Source organism: Actinomadura formosensis (assembly GCF_050948385.1).
GTDB classification, from domain to species: Bacteria; Actinomycetota; Actinomycetes; order Streptosporangiales; family Streptosporangiaceae; genus Spirillospora; species Spirillospora formosensis.
This window is the reverse complement of sequence record NZ_CP192011.1, coordinates 514,574-533,084: the sequence shown is the minus strand read 5'-3', so window position 1 is coordinate 533,084 and position 18,511 is coordinate 514,574. Positions and strand designations below refer to the sequence as shown.

The 18,511-nt window shown below is 65.4% G+C and carries 10 protein-coding genes; 3 read left to right on the top strand and 7 right to left on the bottom strand.

The window, feature by feature from the left end:
- Nucleotides 1-148: 148 nt before the first annotated feature.
- The 6 genes from ACQP1N_RS02505 to rmuC all read right to left on the bottom strand — a co-directional run bounded on the left by ACQP1N_RS02505 (nt 149) and on the right by rmuC (nt 12,989).
- Nucleotides 149-2,929 carry a hypothetical protein gene (locus ACQP1N_RS02505; protein WP_433228854.1) on the bottom strand — a complete coding sequence of 927 codons (2,781 nt, stop codon included), beginning with the start codon at nt 2,927-2,929 and terminating at the stop codon, nt 149-151.
- Between the two features lie 218 nt (nt 2,930-3,147).
- The gene (locus tag ACQP1N_RS02500; RefSeq protein WP_433228853.1) at nt 3,148-6,336 is read right to left on the bottom strand and encodes a type I restriction endonuclease subunit R; all 3,189 of its coding nucleotides are present in this window, start codon (nt 6,334-6,336) and stop codon (nt 3,148-3,150) included.
- On the bottom strand, nt 6,333-7,565 hold the full coding sequence (locus ACQP1N_RS02495; protein WP_433228852.1) for a restriction endonuclease subunit S: 1,233 nt from the start codon (nt 7,563-7,565) through the stop codon (nt 6,333-6,335). Before ACQP1N_RS02495 ends, ACQP1N_RS02500 begins: the two co-directional genes overlap by 4 nt.
- On the bottom strand, nt 7,558-9,165 hold the full coding sequence (locus ACQP1N_RS02490) for a type I restriction-modification system subunit M (protein ID WP_433228851.1): 1,608 nt from the start codon (nt 9,163-9,165) through the stop codon (nt 7,558-7,560). The genes ACQP1N_RS02495 and ACQP1N_RS02490 overlap by 8 nt, the downstream gene beginning before the upstream one ends.
- Before the next feature lie 26 nt (nt 9,166-9,191).
- Nucleotides 9,192-11,270: a hypothetical protein gene (locus ACQP1N_RS02485; RefSeq protein ID WP_433228850.1), complete on the bottom strand. Its 2,079-nt coding sequence runs from the start codon at nt 11,268-11,270 to the stop codon at nt 9,192-9,194.
- A gap of 84 nt (nt 11,271-11,354) precedes the next feature.
- Nucleotides 11,355-12,989 carry a DNA recombination protein RmuC gene (rmuC, locus tag ACQP1N_RS02480; RefSeq protein ID WP_433228849.1) on the bottom strand — a complete coding sequence of 545 codons (1,635 nt, stop codon included), beginning with the start codon at nt 12,987-12,989 and terminating at the stop codon, nt 11,355-11,357.
- 317 nt (nt 12,990-13,306) lie between these two features.
- On the opposite strand from rmuC, the gene ACQP1N_RS02475 reads away from it, so the two are divergent.
- The 3 genes from ACQP1N_RS02475 (at nt 13,307) to ACQP1N_RS02465 (ending at nt 17,477) form a co-directional block, all read left to right on the top strand.
- Complete coding sequence (locus ACQP1N_RS02475; protein WP_433228847.1) at nt 13,307-13,849, top strand: DUF4352 domain-containing protein; 543 nt, start codon at nt 13,307-13,309, stop codon at nt 13,847-13,849.
- Between the two features lie 204 nt (nt 13,850-14,053).
- Complete coding sequence (locus ACQP1N_RS02470; RefSeq protein WP_433228846.1) at nt 14,054-15,310, top strand: hypothetical protein; 1,257 nt, start codon at nt 14,054-14,056, stop codon at nt 15,308-15,310.
- Between the two features lie 1,021 nt (nt 15,311-16,331).
- Complete coding sequence (locus tag ACQP1N_RS02465) at nt 16,332-17,477, top strand: IS701 family transposase (protein ID WP_242609080.1); 1,146 nt, start codon at nt 16,332-16,334, stop codon at nt 17,475-17,477.
- 106 nt (nt 17,478-17,583) lie between these two features.
- Here the strand turns inward: ACQP1N_RS02465 and ACQP1N_RS02460 are convergent, their stop codons facing one another.
- Nucleotides 17,584-18,507: a hypothetical protein gene (locus tag ACQP1N_RS02460; RefSeq protein WP_433228845.1), complete on the bottom strand. Its 924-nt coding sequence runs from the start codon at nt 18,505-18,507 to the stop codon at nt 17,584-17,586.
- Nucleotides 18,508-18,511 lie beyond the last annotated feature (4 nt).

Below are 18,511 nucleotides of genomic sequence, written 5' to 3'. Positions count from 1 at the left end.
TTCCACACCTGAAGTTACAACCTCACGTGTACCATCTATAACGCATCTGCTGGTACTGCTCAGTGCGTGTCCGCCTATGGACTGCGCTGGTTGTAGTCCAAGTGGGCCAGCACGTGTTCGAGGACGGCTGCCACAGGCTGGATCTCGATCATCGGACGGCCTCCAAGCAGCGAAGATAGAAGTCGACAAGCCGCGGGTCGGACTCAGTCGGGCGATCACCGATCAGTTTGTCGACCTGCCTGGACCATGCGTCATAGGCCTCGTGGTCGCCGACTAGCACGTACGACGTTCCCAGGTGTCCCTGTAGGCAGCACCATGCTAGATCGCGCTGATCCGGTTGTGTAGCGTTCTTCAACTGGGCTCGAAGAAGGAAAGCTGCGGCTCGGTAACCCTCGCTGGAGAGGTTCCATTCCTCGGAGTGCGTGATCTCTCCCAATACATTGAGTACCTGCTCGGCGCAGCGTTTCTTGGCGAGGGTCTTGCTGCCAAGAACCCAGTTCCCGGCCACGGTGATCTGCGTATCTCCATCGCAGAGCCTAACTGTTGCAGCGTATTCTGAGCGGTGGAGTTCTCCTCGTCTTTTGAAGTCAAACTCAAGTTGAATGCCGAAAATTGCGCAAGTACGTTGAAGTCGGGTGGCCGTGTCTTGGATGGGGCCGTTCGATCGGATCCACTCGTTCAGGATGGCTGGTCGCCTGGTGAGCAGTCGCGGGCCGTGCGTTCGCCATGCCACCGCCAGTACAGCCTGCATGGCGTTCGCATATGCTGGCTCCGGGGTCGAGCGCTGTCCGGAACCGAGCATCAGGCCAGCGCTGAGTTGCATCGCTGCGAACAGATCTCGCCAGGTTCTCTCTTCCGGAGTGAGCGTGGTCAGTGATCCAGGTTCCGGTTTGGCCGTGCTGCTGAGGGCAGTCTGAACCTGGTAGTGCGCCATGAGCAGATCGGCGACGACGGCACCGTGGTGAGCCAGCAGGCTGTTATCCCTCTGATGTGCGTGCTTGGCCTCCTGTTGGTTCTCGTAGACCCACGAGCTATGCGTCAACGCCTGCGCAAGGTAAGGAGCAGCTCGCTGAGGGAGCTCGAACATTGCCATCAGGTCAGCGATCACCTTATGGTGAGAGCGGGGAGCGTGCTCATAGACCCGAGGGGTTTCTGGCCGACCGCGAACGGGAGTATCGCCACGTGTAGCATCATCGGCCAGTACATGTGGTATCCAGCGACGGATGAACGCGGCCGAAGCTTCGCGGGTTGCAGTCTTCTTCGAAGGGCCGGAGCCTTCAGCGCTGCGGCCCCGAGCATCATTGATCTTCGCTGTGAAAGTCAGGTTGTGATCGGGGCCGGTACGCTCAAATTCCCAGGTGAGTTCTCCATCCCTCACGTTGCTTTGTAGCATGGTCCGCCAGTCGATCGCTGGCTCTGGGGTGGTCGACGCCGATGGCGCACTGGCGAGTGCACGATCGACCAACCGACGGACGGTCTGGTGGCCGCCGAGCAAGGCCGCCACGCCAACAAGTTGGTGAACTACCACGACAGAGGATTTGGAACGTCGTTCCTGAGCCACTGCAGCCTCGCCCTTGCCGAGATGAATCGCGTCCTCGAAGATTGGGAGGGCTACTAGGGCATCCCAAGCTCGTCGAATATTCACGTTAAGGGCTGTGCTCTGCTGGCCTACCTTCTTAGGCTGATGGTCCTTCACATAGAGGTCGAGTACTGCGGCCCGGACGTGCCGTTTCGCAAGCTCCTCTAGCCCGCGAAGGACCAACTGACTAACAACGTCCGAGAGGCCATATTCGTATAGGAAGCTGGTGTGGGCGGTCGCCAGCCTCAGCCACCGCATTTTGTCAACGTCGTCATAGACCGAGCAGCCTGTCTCTGCGAAAAAATCGATCAGTTGTTCGCTGAGTGGGATGGCGTCGAGCACGTCGTCGAGTTGGACGAGCGACGAGGCGGCGGAGTATTCGATCGTTCCGCTCGGGAGCCGGCCACTGCGCTGCCGCTCTCGGGGAGGAGCCGGCACGGCGGGGGCTGGGACGTTGAGGACTCGACGTACCTCGGGCCACAACCAGGAAGGCAGGCGGGGAGATTCGTGGTCTGTCTCCCGTCCGAGTCGTGCGCACAATCCAGCGCGTTCCATTTCTCCAGCCATGGCGCGCTCCCGGCCGACACGGAGGAGGGCTCGGCGGAACGTGGACAGCGGGACTGTCTTGCCCGGTGCGACCTGTACTCCCGTCGGGGGCTGCGGTGTCGCGATGGGGATAACAGTGCGTTTGCGGCGCATCTCTGTGCGTATCTCGGCCGCTAGGGGAGTGGAAAGTCCGTGCTCTTCGATCGTGCACGCGTCGAGCTCCGCCCACTCAATGCCGCCCTTGCGGGGCCGGGTCCCGATCTCGAGATTGCTGATGCCGTCCGTCGAGTCCAACCGCAAATGGAAAGCATACCCATCGCGGTCCAAGAGCATCTGCGGGGAGGCCACACCGGGGCCGAACACCCAGTTAAACCAGGATGTCTCCGCAGACCAGGCATCCTCGCGTTGACGCCAGTCCCATAGATTGAACCCTTTGAAGACAACGGTGATAAGTCCGTTGCTGCTGCTTCTACCACCCTGTACTGGGATCCGCAGGCAGGTGCAGGTACCGCCGGTCTGGAAGTCACCATCGAGGATGGGTGTGGCTGGTTTGCGATCGTGACGCCGCGCCCAAGTGCGGAGGTCACGGCTCACGAACAGATGGTCGGCGCTCCGGCGGCCATTGTGGAGACGGTGGCAGACAATGCGGGGGCCGCCGCGGGTCGGCCAGTGAGCGAAATGTGGGATTCGCTCCATGCCGACCCGCGTCTGGAGCTTGCTGCCGCAGCCGCCCAGCCAAGTACCGCACCAGAAGAGCGCTCCAGGGTGTGCGTCAAGGAAGCGCAGCGCCTCGAAGCGAGTCATGGGCATGATCACCGGGTCTTGCGAGTGCGGAGCACCGAGGACCGCTGTCTGCACCAATCGTGTGTCGAGCGGCTGCACTGTTCCCATCCTTTCGATTTATCTGCCACCGAAATACTCGACCGGATCACCTGACGTCATTTGCCGTCTGGTCCGTCAGACGTGCTGGCTCGGTGTACAGATACCACCTAACCGCACCAGAGCGACGGCGTCAGTCCTGGTCAGCGGTCGGCGGCGGGGGACCATTCGTCGGCGAAGGTTTCGAGTTGTTCGATGACCTTCTGGATGGCGTCGGGCTGGTCTTCGGGCGGGTAGCCGTGCTTGGCCAGGAGGCGCTTGATGATGGAGCGGAGCTTGGCCTGGACGTCGTCGCGGGCGGTCCAATCGGTGGACAGGTTGCGGCGGACGGCCTTGACCAGGTCGCGAGCGATGGCGGCCAGCTGGTCGTCGCCCATCAGGGCGCGGACGGTGTCCTTGGCGGCGACCGCGTCGTAGAAGGCGAGTTCGTCGTTGCTGAGCGCAGGGTTGAACGTCTGGCCTCGGTTGGCGTCGGCGGCGACCTCCTTGGCCATCGCGACGAGTCCGGCGATGATCTCGGCTGCCGTGAGGTTCTGGTTGGTGTACTTGCGCATGAGCTCCAAGAGGCGGTCAGAGAAGCTCTGCTGGCGCACGATGTTGTGCTTGGTGACCTTGCGCATCTCCTGCTGGACGAGCCGGCGCAGCGCCTCGATCGCGATGGCGGGGTGCTTGGCGGCCTGCATCTTCTTGATGTAGTTCTCGTCCAGGTGGGACAGGTCTGGTTGGTCCAGGCCGGCTTCCTTGAAGAGATCGATGACGTCCCCGGCCTCGATTGCGCTGGCGGTGAGCTGCTTGAGGTACAGCTCGACTTCGGCGGGGACGGGGCGGCCCTCGGCCTGGCGGCGGGCGGCGTCGAGCTTGACGACGACCACGCGCACGTCGCGGAAGAACGCGATGTCGTCGCGGACGTCGTTCAGGTCGCCGCTGGTCGCGCACACGGCGTAAAGGCGGGCGAGGCGTCCGGCGCAGCGCAGGAACTTCTCCTTGAGCGTCTCCTTGTCGGGGTCTGACGCGTCGGGGAGGTTGAGCGGGTGCTGCGGGTTCCAGATGTAGTCGGCGGTTCCGCGGACGGCGTCGCGGTGGACGGTGGACGTCCTGGCCTGCAGGGTTTGGCGCCAGGGGTGGTCTCTGAGTAGCTCTCCGATGCCGTCGAGGAGGTCGCGGACCTTGGTGATCGCTTCGTCGAGGTCGCGGCCCATCGGCTTGGTGTGCTGGTCGTCGGTGGTGTATTCGGCCAGCGCGGCGATCAGCTTCTCGTGAAGCGGCGCGTAGCCGACCATGAGGCCGTCCTGCTTGTTGCGGAATGTGCGGTTCACGCGGGCCAGGGTCTGCATGAGCTGCGCGCCGCGCATTGAGCGGTCCAGGTAGAGGGTGTGCAGCGGGGGCGCGTCGAAACCGGTGATCAGCATGTCCTTGACGATGATCAGCTCAAGCTCGTCGTCGACATCCTTCATGCGCCGCTGAACGGCCTTGTGCTCGCGGGGGCGCAGCCGGTGCTTGCGGAGCTTGTCGGGATCGCTCGTGGACGAGCTGTAGACGACCTTGATCTTGCCCGCGTTGACGTCGTCCGAGTGCCAGTCCGGCTTTAGGGTGATAATTTGCTCGTACAGATCGGCACATATCTCCCGCGTGCTGCACACGATCATCGCCTTGCCGGGGGCGTCGATGAACGGCCGCATCGCCTCCGACCGCGCCTCCCAGTGCTCGACGATGCTCGCGGCCAGCTTCTCCAGCCGCGCGGGCGCGCCGTAGACGGCGTTGAGCGTGGCGGTGGCGTGCTCGACCCGCTTGCGCTCGGTGTCGTCCAGGCCCTCGGTGGCCTTGTCGGCCTCCTCATCCAGCTTCTCGGGATCAACGTCCTCGGGCAGTTCAAGCTGGATCAGGCGGTTCTCGTAGTAGACGGGCACCGTGGCACCGTCCCTGACAGCCCGGGTGAGGTCGTAGATGTCGATGTAGCCGCCGAACACGTCCTGGGTGTTGCGGTCGATCTCGGAGACAGGCGTGCCGGTGAAGGCGATCATCGTCGCGTAGGGAAGCGCGTCGCGCAGGTGCCGGGCGTAGCCGTCGAGGTTGTCGTAGTGGCTGCGGTGGGCCTCGTCGACGATCACGATGATGTTGCGGCGGTCCGAGAGCAGCGGGTGCGGCCGCCCGGCGTTCTTCTCCTCGGTCGTCTTGCTGAACTTCTGCAGCGTTGTGAAGTAGATGCCGCCGGTACGCCGGTTGGACAACTCCGTGCGCAGGTCGTGCCGGCTGTCAACACGGGCGGGTTTCTCCGGCAGCAGCTCACTGGCGTTGAAGCCGTCGAAGAGCTGGTCGTCCAGGTCGTTGCGGTCGGTGATCACAACGATGGTGGGGTTGCCGAGCGCCGGATGCTTGAGCACCTGGTTGGAGTAAAGCTCCATCTCGAACGACTTTCCGGAACCCTGCGTGTGCCATACCACGCCGGCCTTGCCGTTGCTACGCACGGCCTCGATCGTCTTGCCCACCGCCTTGGACACCGCGAAGTACTGGTGCGGCTTGGCGATCAGCTTCTGCAGCCCCTCGTCCGACTGAGCGAACGCGACGTAGCCGGTCAACAGCTCCACGAACCGCCGCTGCTCGAACAGCCCGTGCAGCGTGAGGCTCAGCTCGCCGTTCTCCCACTCGGCCGCCGGCTGCTCCACCGGCTCGCCCGCCTCGTCGACGTTCCAAGGAGCGAAGTGGTTGTAAGGGGTGAGCGTCGTGCCGTACTTGGTGGTCACGCCGTCTGAGACCAGGCACACCACGTTGCAGCGGAACGCCTCCCACAGGTCCTTGACGTAGGCCTTGAGCTGCGCGTGGGCGGCCTCGGGCGTGGCTCGCTCATCGCTCATCTTCTTCAACTCGAAGACCGCGACCGGAAGACCATTCATGTAGAGGACGACGTCGAAGCGGCGCCGCTCCTCGCCCTTGACGACCATCACCTGGTTGGCCGCCATAAAGTCGTTGCGGTACGGGTCGTTCCGGTCGATCAGGTGGACGGTCGGGTGCTGTTCCGCTCCGTACTCGTCGACGTAGCTGATGCCGCGGATGCCGTCGGTTAGGTACTCGTGAATGCGGTGGTTCTCCGCCTTCGGGTCCTGCGACTGCGGCGACAGGACCAAGGTGACCGCGTCATCCACGGACGAAGCGGGCAGGCCCGAGTTGATCCGCACGATCGCGTCCCGCAGCCGGCTCGGGATGATCAGCTCGTCCCAGGACTCCCGCTCACCCGAGCCCACGGCGATCTGCTTGCCGTCCTTGTACGCCCAACCGAGATCGCCGAGCGTGCCGAGCACGTCATGCTCGAAGTCAGCCTCGCTGTAGCCGCTCATACGGCATCCTCCACGACCTTCTCCGCGTCCCTGATCCTGATCTGGCCCGACATGAGCTTCGGCAGCAGCGTGTCCCTCAGCTCAGCAAGAGTCTTCGACTGTTCCATCGCCGCCTCCCCCTGTGCCTCCAACGGATCGAGGTTCGGGCGCAGTTCTTGCATGGCTTCGGGCGATGGGAGTGCTATCTGGTACTCACCCAAGCGCTTCCTGCTCAATTCCGTTTGGCCGGTGCTGCCTTCCCCAAGGGCCTCAATGTCCGGTTGTGCCGCTAGAAGGGCGAACCCGCCGCACACCGGATCCACCTTTGCGGCGTCGAAGCGCACGATAGTGACATGAGAATCTGTGGTTGCCCGCATGTCGAGCGTCCAGCGCGCTACTCGCCCGAGCGTGCCCACGCCGGTGGAGTTCACCAAGACGTCATCACGACGCAGCAGCTTCGGCTCCCGTATTTTTTCGGGGAGCGTCTTGCGAGCCGGGTCGAGGGTCACTCGTCCGTTGCGTACACACTTCTGATTGACGACGACGACCGCATCGTCATTGTCTGAGTATTTCGGGGTGATGCCGCGAGTGATCACCGCAGTGACTCTTGCAAGTTCAACCATCTGAAGCGTGTCCGCCTCCAGACATCCCGCGAACAGGGCTTGGCCGAGTTCTCTCGATGTACGAGCGATGCGGTCGTTGACGGCGATCTTGTCGTCGAGCGCACCCAGCATTTCCGCAACGGCCTTTTGGGTGCCGAGTGACGGATGTGGAACTTTCAGATTTCGGATTGAAGTAAGTGGAGTTGCAATTCCTGGTACACCGACAGTGGATGAGTTCTCCAGTATGGAGCGCTGTCCTCTCGGCGACCGAAACCAGTAGTAGTAGAACTCGGGAACCACCTTTGATTCGTCGAGGCGCGTCTTAACCTGGCTAGAACAGATGACATACCTTGTGAACCTTGCATTGCGCGGGATCATCGAAACCTGTCCAATGGTCCCCCGGTGGGTGAATATTAGGTCACCCGAACGAACATTGGCAGACGCTACTTCGTCCGCCTTTTCGGAAGAGATGTAGACAAAGTCGCCATCATGAAATATGCCTTTGGCAAGATTTATGCCACGCGTCAGCGGAATTCCTGAATCCCTATAATCCCTTTGTGTGAGCTTGGAGCCAAAGGGTCCCATCGAAAAGGACGATTTTTCGGGAGCGGCCAGAGACTCGTACGCTACGAACTCCCACTCAGACATCGAGGTTCTCCAGTTGCTTCCGGATGGTCTGTTCGAGGCGGGTGGACTCTTCGAAGTGCGTGAAGAGATCCTTGGTGAGGCGGTCGATCTTGTCGGCGATGGGCTCGTCGTCCTCTTCGGCTTCGGGGGCGTCGACGTAGCGGCCGGGGGTGAGGATGTGGTCGGCCGCGCGGATTTCGTCGGCGGTGGCCGAGTAGCTGAAGCCGAGCTCGTCCTCGTACGTCAGGAGCGCCTCGCGGGCGCTAGGGGTGCCGCGCCAAGCGTGGTAGGCGTTGGCGATTTTCGCGATGTCGTCGTCAGTGAAGACGCGTTCGGTGCGGTCGACCATCGTGCCCATGTTGCGGGCGTCGATGAACAGCGTCTGGCCTTGGCGGTCGCTGTGGCCGGCGTGGGCGGATTTGTCCTTGGTGAAGAACCACAGGCAGGCCGGGATCTGCGTGGTGCGGAACAGTTGCGAGGGTAGGGCGACCATGCAGGCGACGAGGTCGTTCTCCACGAGGGCTTTGCGGATGTCGCCTTCGCCAGACTGCTTGGACGACATCGATCCGTTGGCCATGACGACGCCGGCGCTGCCGCGGGTGCCGAGCTTGGAGACGATGTGCTGCATCCAGGCGAAGTTGGCGTTGCCAGCGGGTGGGGTGCCGAAGCGCCAGCGGGGGTCGTCGGTCCGGCGGTACCAGTCCGACATGTTGAACGGCGGGTTGGCCAGGATGTAGTCGGCCTTGAGGTCGGGGTGGCGGTCCTCGAAGAAGGTGTCGGCCCACTTGGTGGACAGGTCGCCGCCGATGCCGTGGATGGCCAGGTTCATCTTGGCCAGTCGCCAGGTGCGCTCGTTGGCCTCCTGGCCGTAAACGGCGATGTCGTCGCGGCGCCCCCGGTGGCTGAGGACGAACTTCTCGGCCTGGACGAACATGCCGCCCGAGCCGCAGCATGGGTCGTACACCCGTCCCTTGTAGGGCTCCAGGATCTCTACCAGGACCTTGACGACGCTTGCGGGGGTGTAGAACTCGCCGCCGCGCTTGCCTTCGGCGCGGGCGAACTTCTCCAGGAAGTATTCGTAAACCTCCCCGAGCACGTCGCGGGCGGACTTGCCGTCGTGGCCGGTGAAGCGGGCGTCGCTGAGCAGGTCGACGAGTTCGCTGAGGCGGCGCTGGTCGACGTTGTTCTGGTTGTAGATGCGGGGCAGGACACCGGCCAGGGACCGGTTGGTCTTCATGACCGCGTCCATCGCCCCGTCGATCAACTCACCGATTGCACCGGACTTGGCCTGCGCCGCCAGGTCAGGCCAGCGGGCCCCCTCGGGAACCCAGAAGACGCCCTCCCCCTCGTACTCGTCCTTGTCGTCCAGGAACGGCCCTTGCCGCGACTCCGGTACGCCGTCGGCGATGAGCTCGGCACGGATCTGGGCGCGACGTTCAGCGAAGGCGTCCGAGATGTACTTCAGGAAGACCAGGCCGAGGACGAAGTCCTTGTACTGGGCGGCGTCCATCGAGCCGCGGAGCTTGTCCGCGGACTTCCACAGGATCGCCTTCAGCTCCGCCATCGTGGACACGCCGGGCAGTTCGGCCTGTCCGGCGGGGGTCTTCTTGCGGGGCGGCATCTATCTCCTCTATTCGGGTTGTCGCGTCAGACGATGGGGTCGGCGAGGGTCAGGGTTCCGTCGGCGAGGCCGGTGGCAGCGATGCGGCGCAACTCGTCCAGGGCGGCGATCTCACGGCGGGCGCGGTCCCGGCGGTCGTCCAGCTCGGCCAGCAGGTGATCCAGCCGCTTCAGCTCCGGGGGCGACAGTAGTGGCAGGGCCAGTTCCTGCAGGCGCTGCGCCGGGCGGATTGCACCGTCGGCTCGGCCCGCGCGGTCCAGCAGGGCGGCCAGTACGCGCGGGGTGAAGTGCTTGCCGCCTTCCTCTTCGATGCGCAGGATGCGGGCCGGGAACTCCACCACCGAGTGGCCGTCGTGGTCGACGGCGGCGGCTGGACGCGGCGCTGTGGTGATGATGACGTCGCCGGGCTTGCTGTGCCGAGCGCCGGGGCAGGACCTCTCGAACTCGATGCGGTCGACGCGGCGGCTGCCCGGTTCGCTTTCGCTGAGGACTTCCGCAGGGCCGAATACCGGGTAAGAGTTCGTCGCGTTCACCGTGCTGGAGGCAGACCGCACGAGACCGGTCGGCAGGCGGGTGCCCTTGCGCAGTGACAACTCTTTCTGACGGCCTCTGCCAGCGAGCTCGGCAATGGTCGCGGTGCGCGGCGGCCGCGGCATCGGGACGGCCGACAGGTCGGTGTTGAGACGGGCCGTGTCCGGACGGGCCTCCCACACCATGCGTTCCAGCTCCAGCGCGCGGGCAACGCGTTCGGGCACGTCCCAGCGCAGATCGTCCTGGGATGGCAGATAGCGGGGAACCAGAGGACGCGGCGAGGCAATCAACGCGCTGACCGGGGTGGCGACGGTGTGGACACGGCGGTGGGCGTCGGGGTCGAACCGCTCGTCACGCCAGGCCAGCACGTCGGTGACGAGCGCGTCGACCAGCGCGGGCGTGAGGGACCGATCGGACACGTCGGCCAGCAGCACCTTGCCGCGTTCCCCCAGCGCATAGTCGGCGGTGAGCACCCACAACGCGATCTCGTATCCGGGCCGGTAGGGGACGAGCCCGCCGGGGAGTCGGATGACGGCCTTGACCGAGCCCGAAGCCAGCAGTTCCCCGCGCAGGACACCGGCGTCGCTGGTCGGGTCGAGCGCGGCGGTGGTGTCGGCCGGCGCGACCACGATCGCGGTCGCGCCATGGGTCAGCGACATCAGCAGGTCGTTCAGCGCGTTCAGCGACAGTAGGGCAGAGCGTTCCTCGGCCGGACGGTAAGGCAACTGCGTGACGACGATCGTGGCCTCGTCCAGGCAACCGTCCAGGTCGGTGTGGACCCGGTACTCGACCTCGGAAACGTCGCGGACGGCCAGGCGCCGGCGCGTAAGCCGAGCCGCCACCGGGTCGGCGCACCCGGCGGTGATGCGCAGGACCTGGTCGTCGCGGAGGGTGCCGGTGACCGCGATCAGAAGGTCACCGACCCCGGCGTACGGGTCGGCGAGCCGTACGCCGCCGTCGCGGTCGGCGCGGGTGCGGGCATCGGCCAAGCCCGCGACCAGGGACTCCAGCAACGGGTCCAGCCGACTGGACGACATTTCGGCCGCGCCGAGGCGATCGCGGACCTGCATGATCCGTTCGAAAGCGCCCTGAGTGCTCCAGGCAGCCTCCACCAGCTCGTCCACCGCGGTCGGCAGCCAGGACGCGCGCAGCCCGCGGATCTCCGAGGCCAGCAGTTCGTCTTCCGGGTCGGCCTCGTCCGCATGCTCGCGCAGGCGCGCTATCAGGCCCGGCATCTCGTCATCGAGCGGCTCATCATCAGACAGATGACGCAGGCAGACCAACGCGGTCAGTGCCGGGATCAGTGTGCGGGCCGGCAACTGGGTGCCGAGCCGGGCGAGCGTGTGGACCCGCAGGTCCCCTTCGACCTCTCCCCGCTCGGCCCGCCCCGTCTCGACCAGCCAGTCGACGATGCGCGCGGCGTCGAAGAGCTGCTGCCCGCGTTCTTCCGTCGCCGGCTGCGGGAAGTCCGGGTGGCGGCGGCGCCAGGTGCTGACGACCGGCCTTTGCACGTCCGCCAGCTCGGCGATCTCCGTCATCGACATCAGGAGCGCTTCGCCACGGGCAAACTTCATCGTCAGCACCTCCTCTCCCGCGTGGGATCGACAGTAGAGCAACGGAATGAGCCGAGCCATCGACTTGGCCGATAACGGCCCTTATCAGGCAGTTTCGGAAGTCCCTTCGGGCCCCTCGTCGTCAACCACAGGGCGGACCGGCGGCTCGGCCGCAGCGGCCTCCAGCAGCTCCGGCCGCTTCAGTGGACGTGCGGAGGCGTCCACGGGAGCCAGCGGCTCCAGATGCCCTTCGACGACCTTCAGGTCCTCGAAGCGTCGCGCCGTGACCATGACCCGACCCTCCAGAGAACCGATCACCTTGTTGTACGCGCCGACGGAGTTGTCCAAGGACCTGCCAAGGTCGCGCAGATGGGTCGCCATCGTGACGAGGCGCTCGTGCAGCTCGCGCCCCAGATCGTGAACCTGCCGGAGGTTCTCCTGGAGCGCGGCCTGCGTCCACGCGGTGGCAACCGTGCGGAGCATCGCGATGAGGACCGTGGGCGTCGCCAGGACGATCCGCTTCTCCGCCGCGTACTCCATCAGCCGGGGGTCGTTGTCGAGCGCGGCCTGCAACAGCGCCTCGTTCGGCAGGTACATGATCACGAAGTCTGGGCTGCCGGCGACCTTGTTGTAGTAGCCCTTGCTCGCCAGCGAGTCGACGTGCTTACGCACCTGCTTGGCGTGCTCGGCCATGTGACGCTCCCGGGCCGCGTCGTCGGACGTCTCCTGGGCGTTGAGAAATGCCTCCAGAGAGACCTTTGCGTCCACGACCACCCGCTTGTCGCCGGCCAGGTGGACGACCATGTCCGGACGCAGTTGCCCGTCGTCGCCGTCCACCGAGTGCTGGATGGTGAAGTCGCAGTGCTCCTTCATGTTCGCCAGCTCGACGGTCCGCTTGAGCTGGAGCTCTCCCCACTGCCCGCGGACCTGCGGCTTGCGCAGTGCGTCGGCCAGAGCACGCGTCTGCTCCCGGCTCTTGACGTTCTCATCCGCCAGCATCATCAGCTGCTTGCCGAGTTCGCCCTCCGTCTTGGAACGGGTGGTGCTGAACTCGCGCAGATGCTGGTCGATCTCCTGCAGCTTCTGAGTAACGGCGCGGCCGGTGACTCCCAGCTTCTCGTCCGCGGTGGAGGCCAGCTTCGCCTGCGAGGCGTCCAGTGCCTTGGTCACGAGCGCCTCGAACTGCTCGGTCTGCTTCTGGGTCGTCTCCTTGCGGAGCTGGTCCAGCTCCTTGCGTGCCGCGTCGACCGTGGCCTGCTGCTGCCGAAGCCCATCGCACTCCTGCCGCGCGACGGCGAGATCCTGCTTGAACTCCTCCAACTCGCGCTTCCGCTCGTTGAGCGCGCTCCGGAGTTCCGCCTCGACCTGCGCCTGGCGGTGCATGTCCTGCTCCAGCGAACGGAGCTGCCGCACGCTCTCCTCCGCGGACGTTGTCATCAGCGCCGCGTTCTTCTCCGCGGCCTGGAGCTTCTCCTGCGTCGCCTTCAACTCGCTCTCGACCCGCGCTGCGAGATCGGCCTTCTCGCTGGACCTCGTGGACAGGTCGATCAGCGACGCCTTGGTCTCGTCCGCGCTCCTGCGCGCCTCGTCCCGTTCGGAGCGGAGCTCTTCGACCTGAGCGCGGGCGTGGTCACGCTGCTCTTCGGCGACCATGCGGTCGGCATTGACCCGGCTCCGCTCGGTGCCGGCGCGGCTGTGCGCGAGCAGGTAGCCGATGATGCCGAAGATGGCTCCGGACACGAGACACAGGACAGCGGACATCAAGACATCCATGGGTTGATACCTCCTGGGAAGTGGCCGACTGATCGACAGAGCGTCGCGTCGGCGGTGGGAGTGAACAGTGCGGCTCATGTGGCTCGCGGAACCAGCGGGCCGCACACCCAGAACGTAAGTCGCCCTCCGTTTTCAATCACACTATTTACCCGGTAAGGGGGGTTATCGGAGAACGAGGTTCAGATCTCTTCCGCCGCCTTCTAGCGTCCTTGCTGCCGCAGGCGCCCAGCCCACACCGGAGGCGCTGCGGCTCCCCGAGCAGGCACTCACTCCTGGAGCAGACGATGAAGAAGACGCACCTCCTCCTGCCGGCCGTCCTCACGCTCGGCCTTACGGCATGCGCGCCGGCCGAGGTGACCAGCAGCCCGGACGAGAAGCCCGCCGAGGCGCAGAAGACGCAGGAGGTTCAGGCCAAGGTCGGCGACACCATCACGCTCAAGGGGAACGACGAGGGGATGAAGGTCGCGGTGACCGTCGTGAAGGTCGCACAGAAGGCCGAGGGCAAGGACGAGTTCAACCAGCCCGAGCCCGGACAGCGCTTCGCCGCCGTCCAGATCCGCCTGAAGAACGTCGGCACCATCGCCTACGACGACTCGCCGGGCAACGGTGCGAAGGTCGTCGACGCCCAGGACCAGCAGTACGAGAGCTACCTCGGCGACGTCGCCCTCGGCCCGTCCATCGGCAGTGACGTCAAGCTGGCCCCCGGCAGCACCCGCAAGGGCTACCTGGTGTTCTCCGTCCCGAAGAAGGCCAAGCTCACCGAGTTCCAGTTCACCCTCGACAGCGGCTTCGCCACCCAGTCCGGCGAGTGGCTGCTCAAGCAGTAGACCGTGGGGCCGGCGACCTTTCACCGCCGGCGGATGCTGCCGCGTAGGAACTGGAAAAGAGCGTGGCTTCTATCGGACAACTGCGGCGGAGTGCCCGTTGACCTCCCGGTACAGGGTTACGCTTCCGCCCGTGAGTCACCCGTGCCCGGCGATCGCCGCGCAACCCTCCCCTTCAACGGCGAGAAGCCACTTCAGGAGCGAGCGATGGACAACAAGATTCAGCTGATCAGTGACGGTGATGGGCTGGCGGTCATCGGGGATGTGACGGATGTCGAACGCTTTCTCGTCTCGGAGGGACTGCCATCGAAAGATCTGGGACTGCAACGACTCAAGTCCGCCGCCGCTACCGGCTCGGTGGCCGCGCAGGCAGGTTCGGAGATCGCCGCCAACTCCGGCCGCTGGGTGCAACTGACAAAGGAGTCGGCGCAGGCCATCCAGAAGTACGGGCTGAGGGAGAGCTCGAAGTCGGGTCTCAGCACAGGTGTGGTGAAGGGGAACAAGGGCCAGATCAGGGGGTTTGTTGAGTTCGCGAAGACGCCCGGATCGCTTCTGACCAACCCGGCGATGCTCGCCGGTGCTGCGGGGATCATGGCGCAGATCGCGATGCAGCAGACCATGGACGAGATCACCGACTATCTCGCCACGATCGACGAGAAGGTCGACGACGTGCTGCGTGCCCAGAAGGACGCCGTGCTGGCCCGCATGATCGGAGTGGGCCTCGTCATCGACGAGTCCATGACCATCCGAGAGAAGAGGGGCCGGGTCGACGAGGTCACGTGGTCGAAGGTGCAGACCGCGCCGACGACCATCGCAGAGACCCAGGCGTACGCATTGCGGCAACTCGACGCACTCGCCGAGAAGATGGAGCGCAAAACCAAGATCGGGGATCTCGCCGCAACGGCCAAGGAAGCCGAGTCCACGGTTCGGGAATGGCTCGCTGTCCTGGCTCGCTCCTTCCAACTGCAGGACGCGATCGCCGTGCTCGAACTCGACCGGGTGCTGGATGCGTCTCCGGAGGAGTTGGACGGGCATCGCCTCGGATTGAAGGCCGCCCGGCAGGACCGGCTGGAACTCATCTCGCGGTGCACCGAGCGCCTGGTGGCCCGGATGGACGCGGCCGCCGGCACGGCCAACGCGAAGGTGCTGCTGCACCCGACCAAGTCCCCGGTCGTCGTCCAGTCGAGCAACCAGGTCGCGGCTGGCGTCAATGACTTCCACGGGCGGCTCGGGATCGAGTCCGCTGAGCGGTCGGCGGAGGCGCGACGATGGACGGAGGCGGCCGTAGAGGTGCGGGACAAGGCGCTTGAGACAGGAGCAAAGGGCGTCGATGCGGCCAGAAGCCGTGGTAGCGAGACCCTCGTCCGGGCCAACTCGGTGAAGGGCAAGCTCTCCGGCGAGATCGTCGAGCGTGCCCGCCGTCTACGCGGGGACGAGAAGAAGCGCGCTGAGGAAGCTGAATGAGCACCGACCGTCGGTCAAGTACGCGGCCCCAGCCCACCCCGAACGTGAGGGGCCAGATCGTCACCGCTTAGCGGCGTATACGGTGAGTATTATCGCGGTTGCTATGGGCGCAGGATACCTGCTCGGGTGGTCCAGTCATTCGGAGCCCGAGCTGGGCAGAAGCCCCTCGCCCGCAGTCACGTCGAATATCTGGTCAACGACGCCCGCGCCGTTCCCTGCACGAGTTGCGCCGAAGGTCATCAACTGTGGGCCGGGCGACGACCCTGGGTCGTTGCTACTGCGCAACGAGACCTGCATGTCTCCGGATCCCGAAGAAGAGGCCATCGGCCAGATGCTGGAGCGTCTGGCCGAACAGCAACGGCAGCTTGAACGGAACATGCGTTCCAACTCGCCTACCGTCCCCGTCATCCCCTCGGTAAGTCCGGTCATCCCGCCGGGTGGGGGAACGTTGTGTGCGGACGGCAGTTGGTCTACATCCTCAGGGCGTGGCACCTGCTCTTGGCACGGCGGCGAAGCCGGCTGATGTTCATGAACGGTGGTGCGGGGCTCGATCGTGGACGGTTAGGGAGACGTTCCTGCCGAGTGATGCCGATAGTGCCCTCACTGCGGTGTCGGTAGCGTTGGCGAATCTCGCTTGGAGTGGCGGTGGTAATGGCCCGGAGTCCAAGCCGCTTGCGGCAACAAGGTCGGCTAAAGCGTGACGCTGGTGTGGGGGCAGGCGAAGGCCGGGGATGCCGTGGTTGAGAGCGGCTCGAGCGGCGTACCCGTCGCCTGAGTCAACTGCCTCAGCCGCGACCTGCCGGAGCAGCGTGGGCACTTGGGAGTGGACGTCGATGCCGGCGAGGGCGGTGACGGTTAGTACTCCAGCCGCACTTGGAGATCTCGGTCTGATCGAGGTCGGGACGTGAGACGGCCACCGCTGTGATCGTGTGGGTGTGTTGAGACCAGACGATCGGCGGTGGCCGTGCCGCCTACTGTAGAAGATGTCGATCCGGCGGGGTGGGCTGATGGGTTCGATGAGTTGTTCGCGCAGGTGGTGGCGCCGTTCTTCGGGCGCCGGGAGCCCCGGGTGCGGGCCCGGTGGTATCTGCTGGGGCTGTTGAGCGGGCTGGAGCGCAAGAACGGCTGGTCGCTGGCGGAGTTCGCCGGGGACATCACTCCCGATGGGATGCAGCGGCTACTGAATCACGCCCGCTGGGACGCCGATCAGGTGCGGGACGCGCTGCGATGGCAGGTGGCCGAGCGGCTCGGCTCGGCCGACGCGGTGCTGGCGGTCGATGACACCGGGTTTGAGAAGAAGGGCCGCCGCAGCGCGGGGGTGCAGCGGCAGTACACCGGCACCGCAGGCAAGATCACCAACTGTCAGATCGGGGTGTTCTGCTCGTATGTGAACCCCGATAAGCAGCGGGTTCTGATCGACCGGGAGCTGTATCTGCCCGAGTCCTGGTTCGCCGATCCGGGCCGGCTCGTCGACGCCGGGGTCGACGAGCGCACGCGGTTTGCGACCAAGCCGGAGCTGGCCTGGCGGATGATCGAACGCGCCGCTGATGATCCGCTGCTGGTGTTCGGGTGGGTGACCGGCGACGAGGCCTACGGCGACAACACCGTGCTGCGCCGCCGCTGCACCGGCCGCGGCATCAACTTTGTGTTCGCGGTCTCCTGCGACCACCCGCTCGTGCTCGGCGGCACCCGCACCAGGGCCGATGCCGCGTTCGCCGGCCTGGGGGAGACGGCGTGGCAGCGGCACTCGTGCGGAAACGGCGCCAAAGGCCGCCGCTGGTACGACTGGGCATGGATCAGCCTGGGCGAACACGAATGGATGCTGGCCCGCCGGTCGATCAGCGACCCCACCGACCTGGCGTTCTACCGGTGCCGGGCGAACCGGCCGGTCGGATTGCCCGAGCTGGTGCGGGTGGCAGGCTCCCGCTGGAGCGTCGAGGAATGCTTCCAAGCGTCCAAGAACGAGGTCGGCCTGGACCACTACCAGGTCCGCAAGCACACCGCCTGGTACCGGCACGTCACCCTGGCCATGGTCGCCCACGCGCACCTGGTCTTCCTGGCCGCCGCCCCACCCCCAGGCCGAAGCGGCACCGACGACGGCGAGGCCGACGACCTCGCCACACAGGGGGCCGTCCCGGCAGGGACGTTCACCCTGCCGGCGGTATGAAGGTGACGATCCGGACGCGTTGGCCCCGCTCACGGTCAACGAGATCCGCCGCCTCCACGCCCTCCTGCACCCGACCCGGCACCCACCCGCACACCATCTGCACTGGTCACACTGGCGACGCCGCCACCAAGCCCGTGCTCGAAGATGCCACTACCAGCGACAACGAGAACTCACCCATCTCTAAATGCGGCTGGAGTATTAGGCCGAGGCGGACCCGGAAGAGCGCATAGCCGGTGACGGGTTCGCGGTCGCGGAACGCGCGAATCATCGCGGTGCTGAGCGTGTGAGGGACTTGTGAACCGGCGCTGCCGCAGATCACCGCGAGACACGAGGCGACTTGGTGTTCCCAGGGCTCGGTTGGGGTGCTGGCGTGGAGGAGTTCGCGTGCTTTGTCTGGCCTTTTACTGAAGAAGGCTGCGAGGATCGCGACCTGCCGTCCTTCCAGGAGATGGGTGCCGATCCCCCGATGTGCTTCGGCCAGGGCAACTGCGTCTTCCCACCGTCCCGTGGAGGTCAAGGCACGAGTGCCGTCGGTGAGGAGTTGCAGCCACACCCATTCGCGGAGCTTGTTCCGCTCCTCTTGGCTTCCCGTCAGCTGCCCGAGCGGCAGGACGCGGCCGTCGACCATTAGATCCGTGCCGGTCGTGACCGCGTGGTGCATCTCCTTGAGGATCCGCAAGGCTGCTTCCGGGTCTTGGTCGCGGATGTGGAGACGGGCCAGGTTGACGACCGGTTCGAGCATGTAGCGGGCTTGCAGCGTAGTGAGCCGGTGCCCGGCTGGGCGATAGACGTCGATGTGCTGCCAGCACAGTTGACGGGCCTCTCTGCTGAGGCCGTTGTCGCTGGCCAGCAACGCGGCCTTGTTCAGCGCGTGGGCCGCGCTGTGGAGCGCGTTGGCGTCCTGCCGTTCCGCGATGCAGGCGAGGTCGATGATCTCTTGGACGCGCTCGGGCAGGGGCGGGCACACCGGATGTCGGCGGCCAAGGAGAGGGAGGTATCGGAGGGCCTTCTTTTGCGTCCTCGGGTCCATGGTG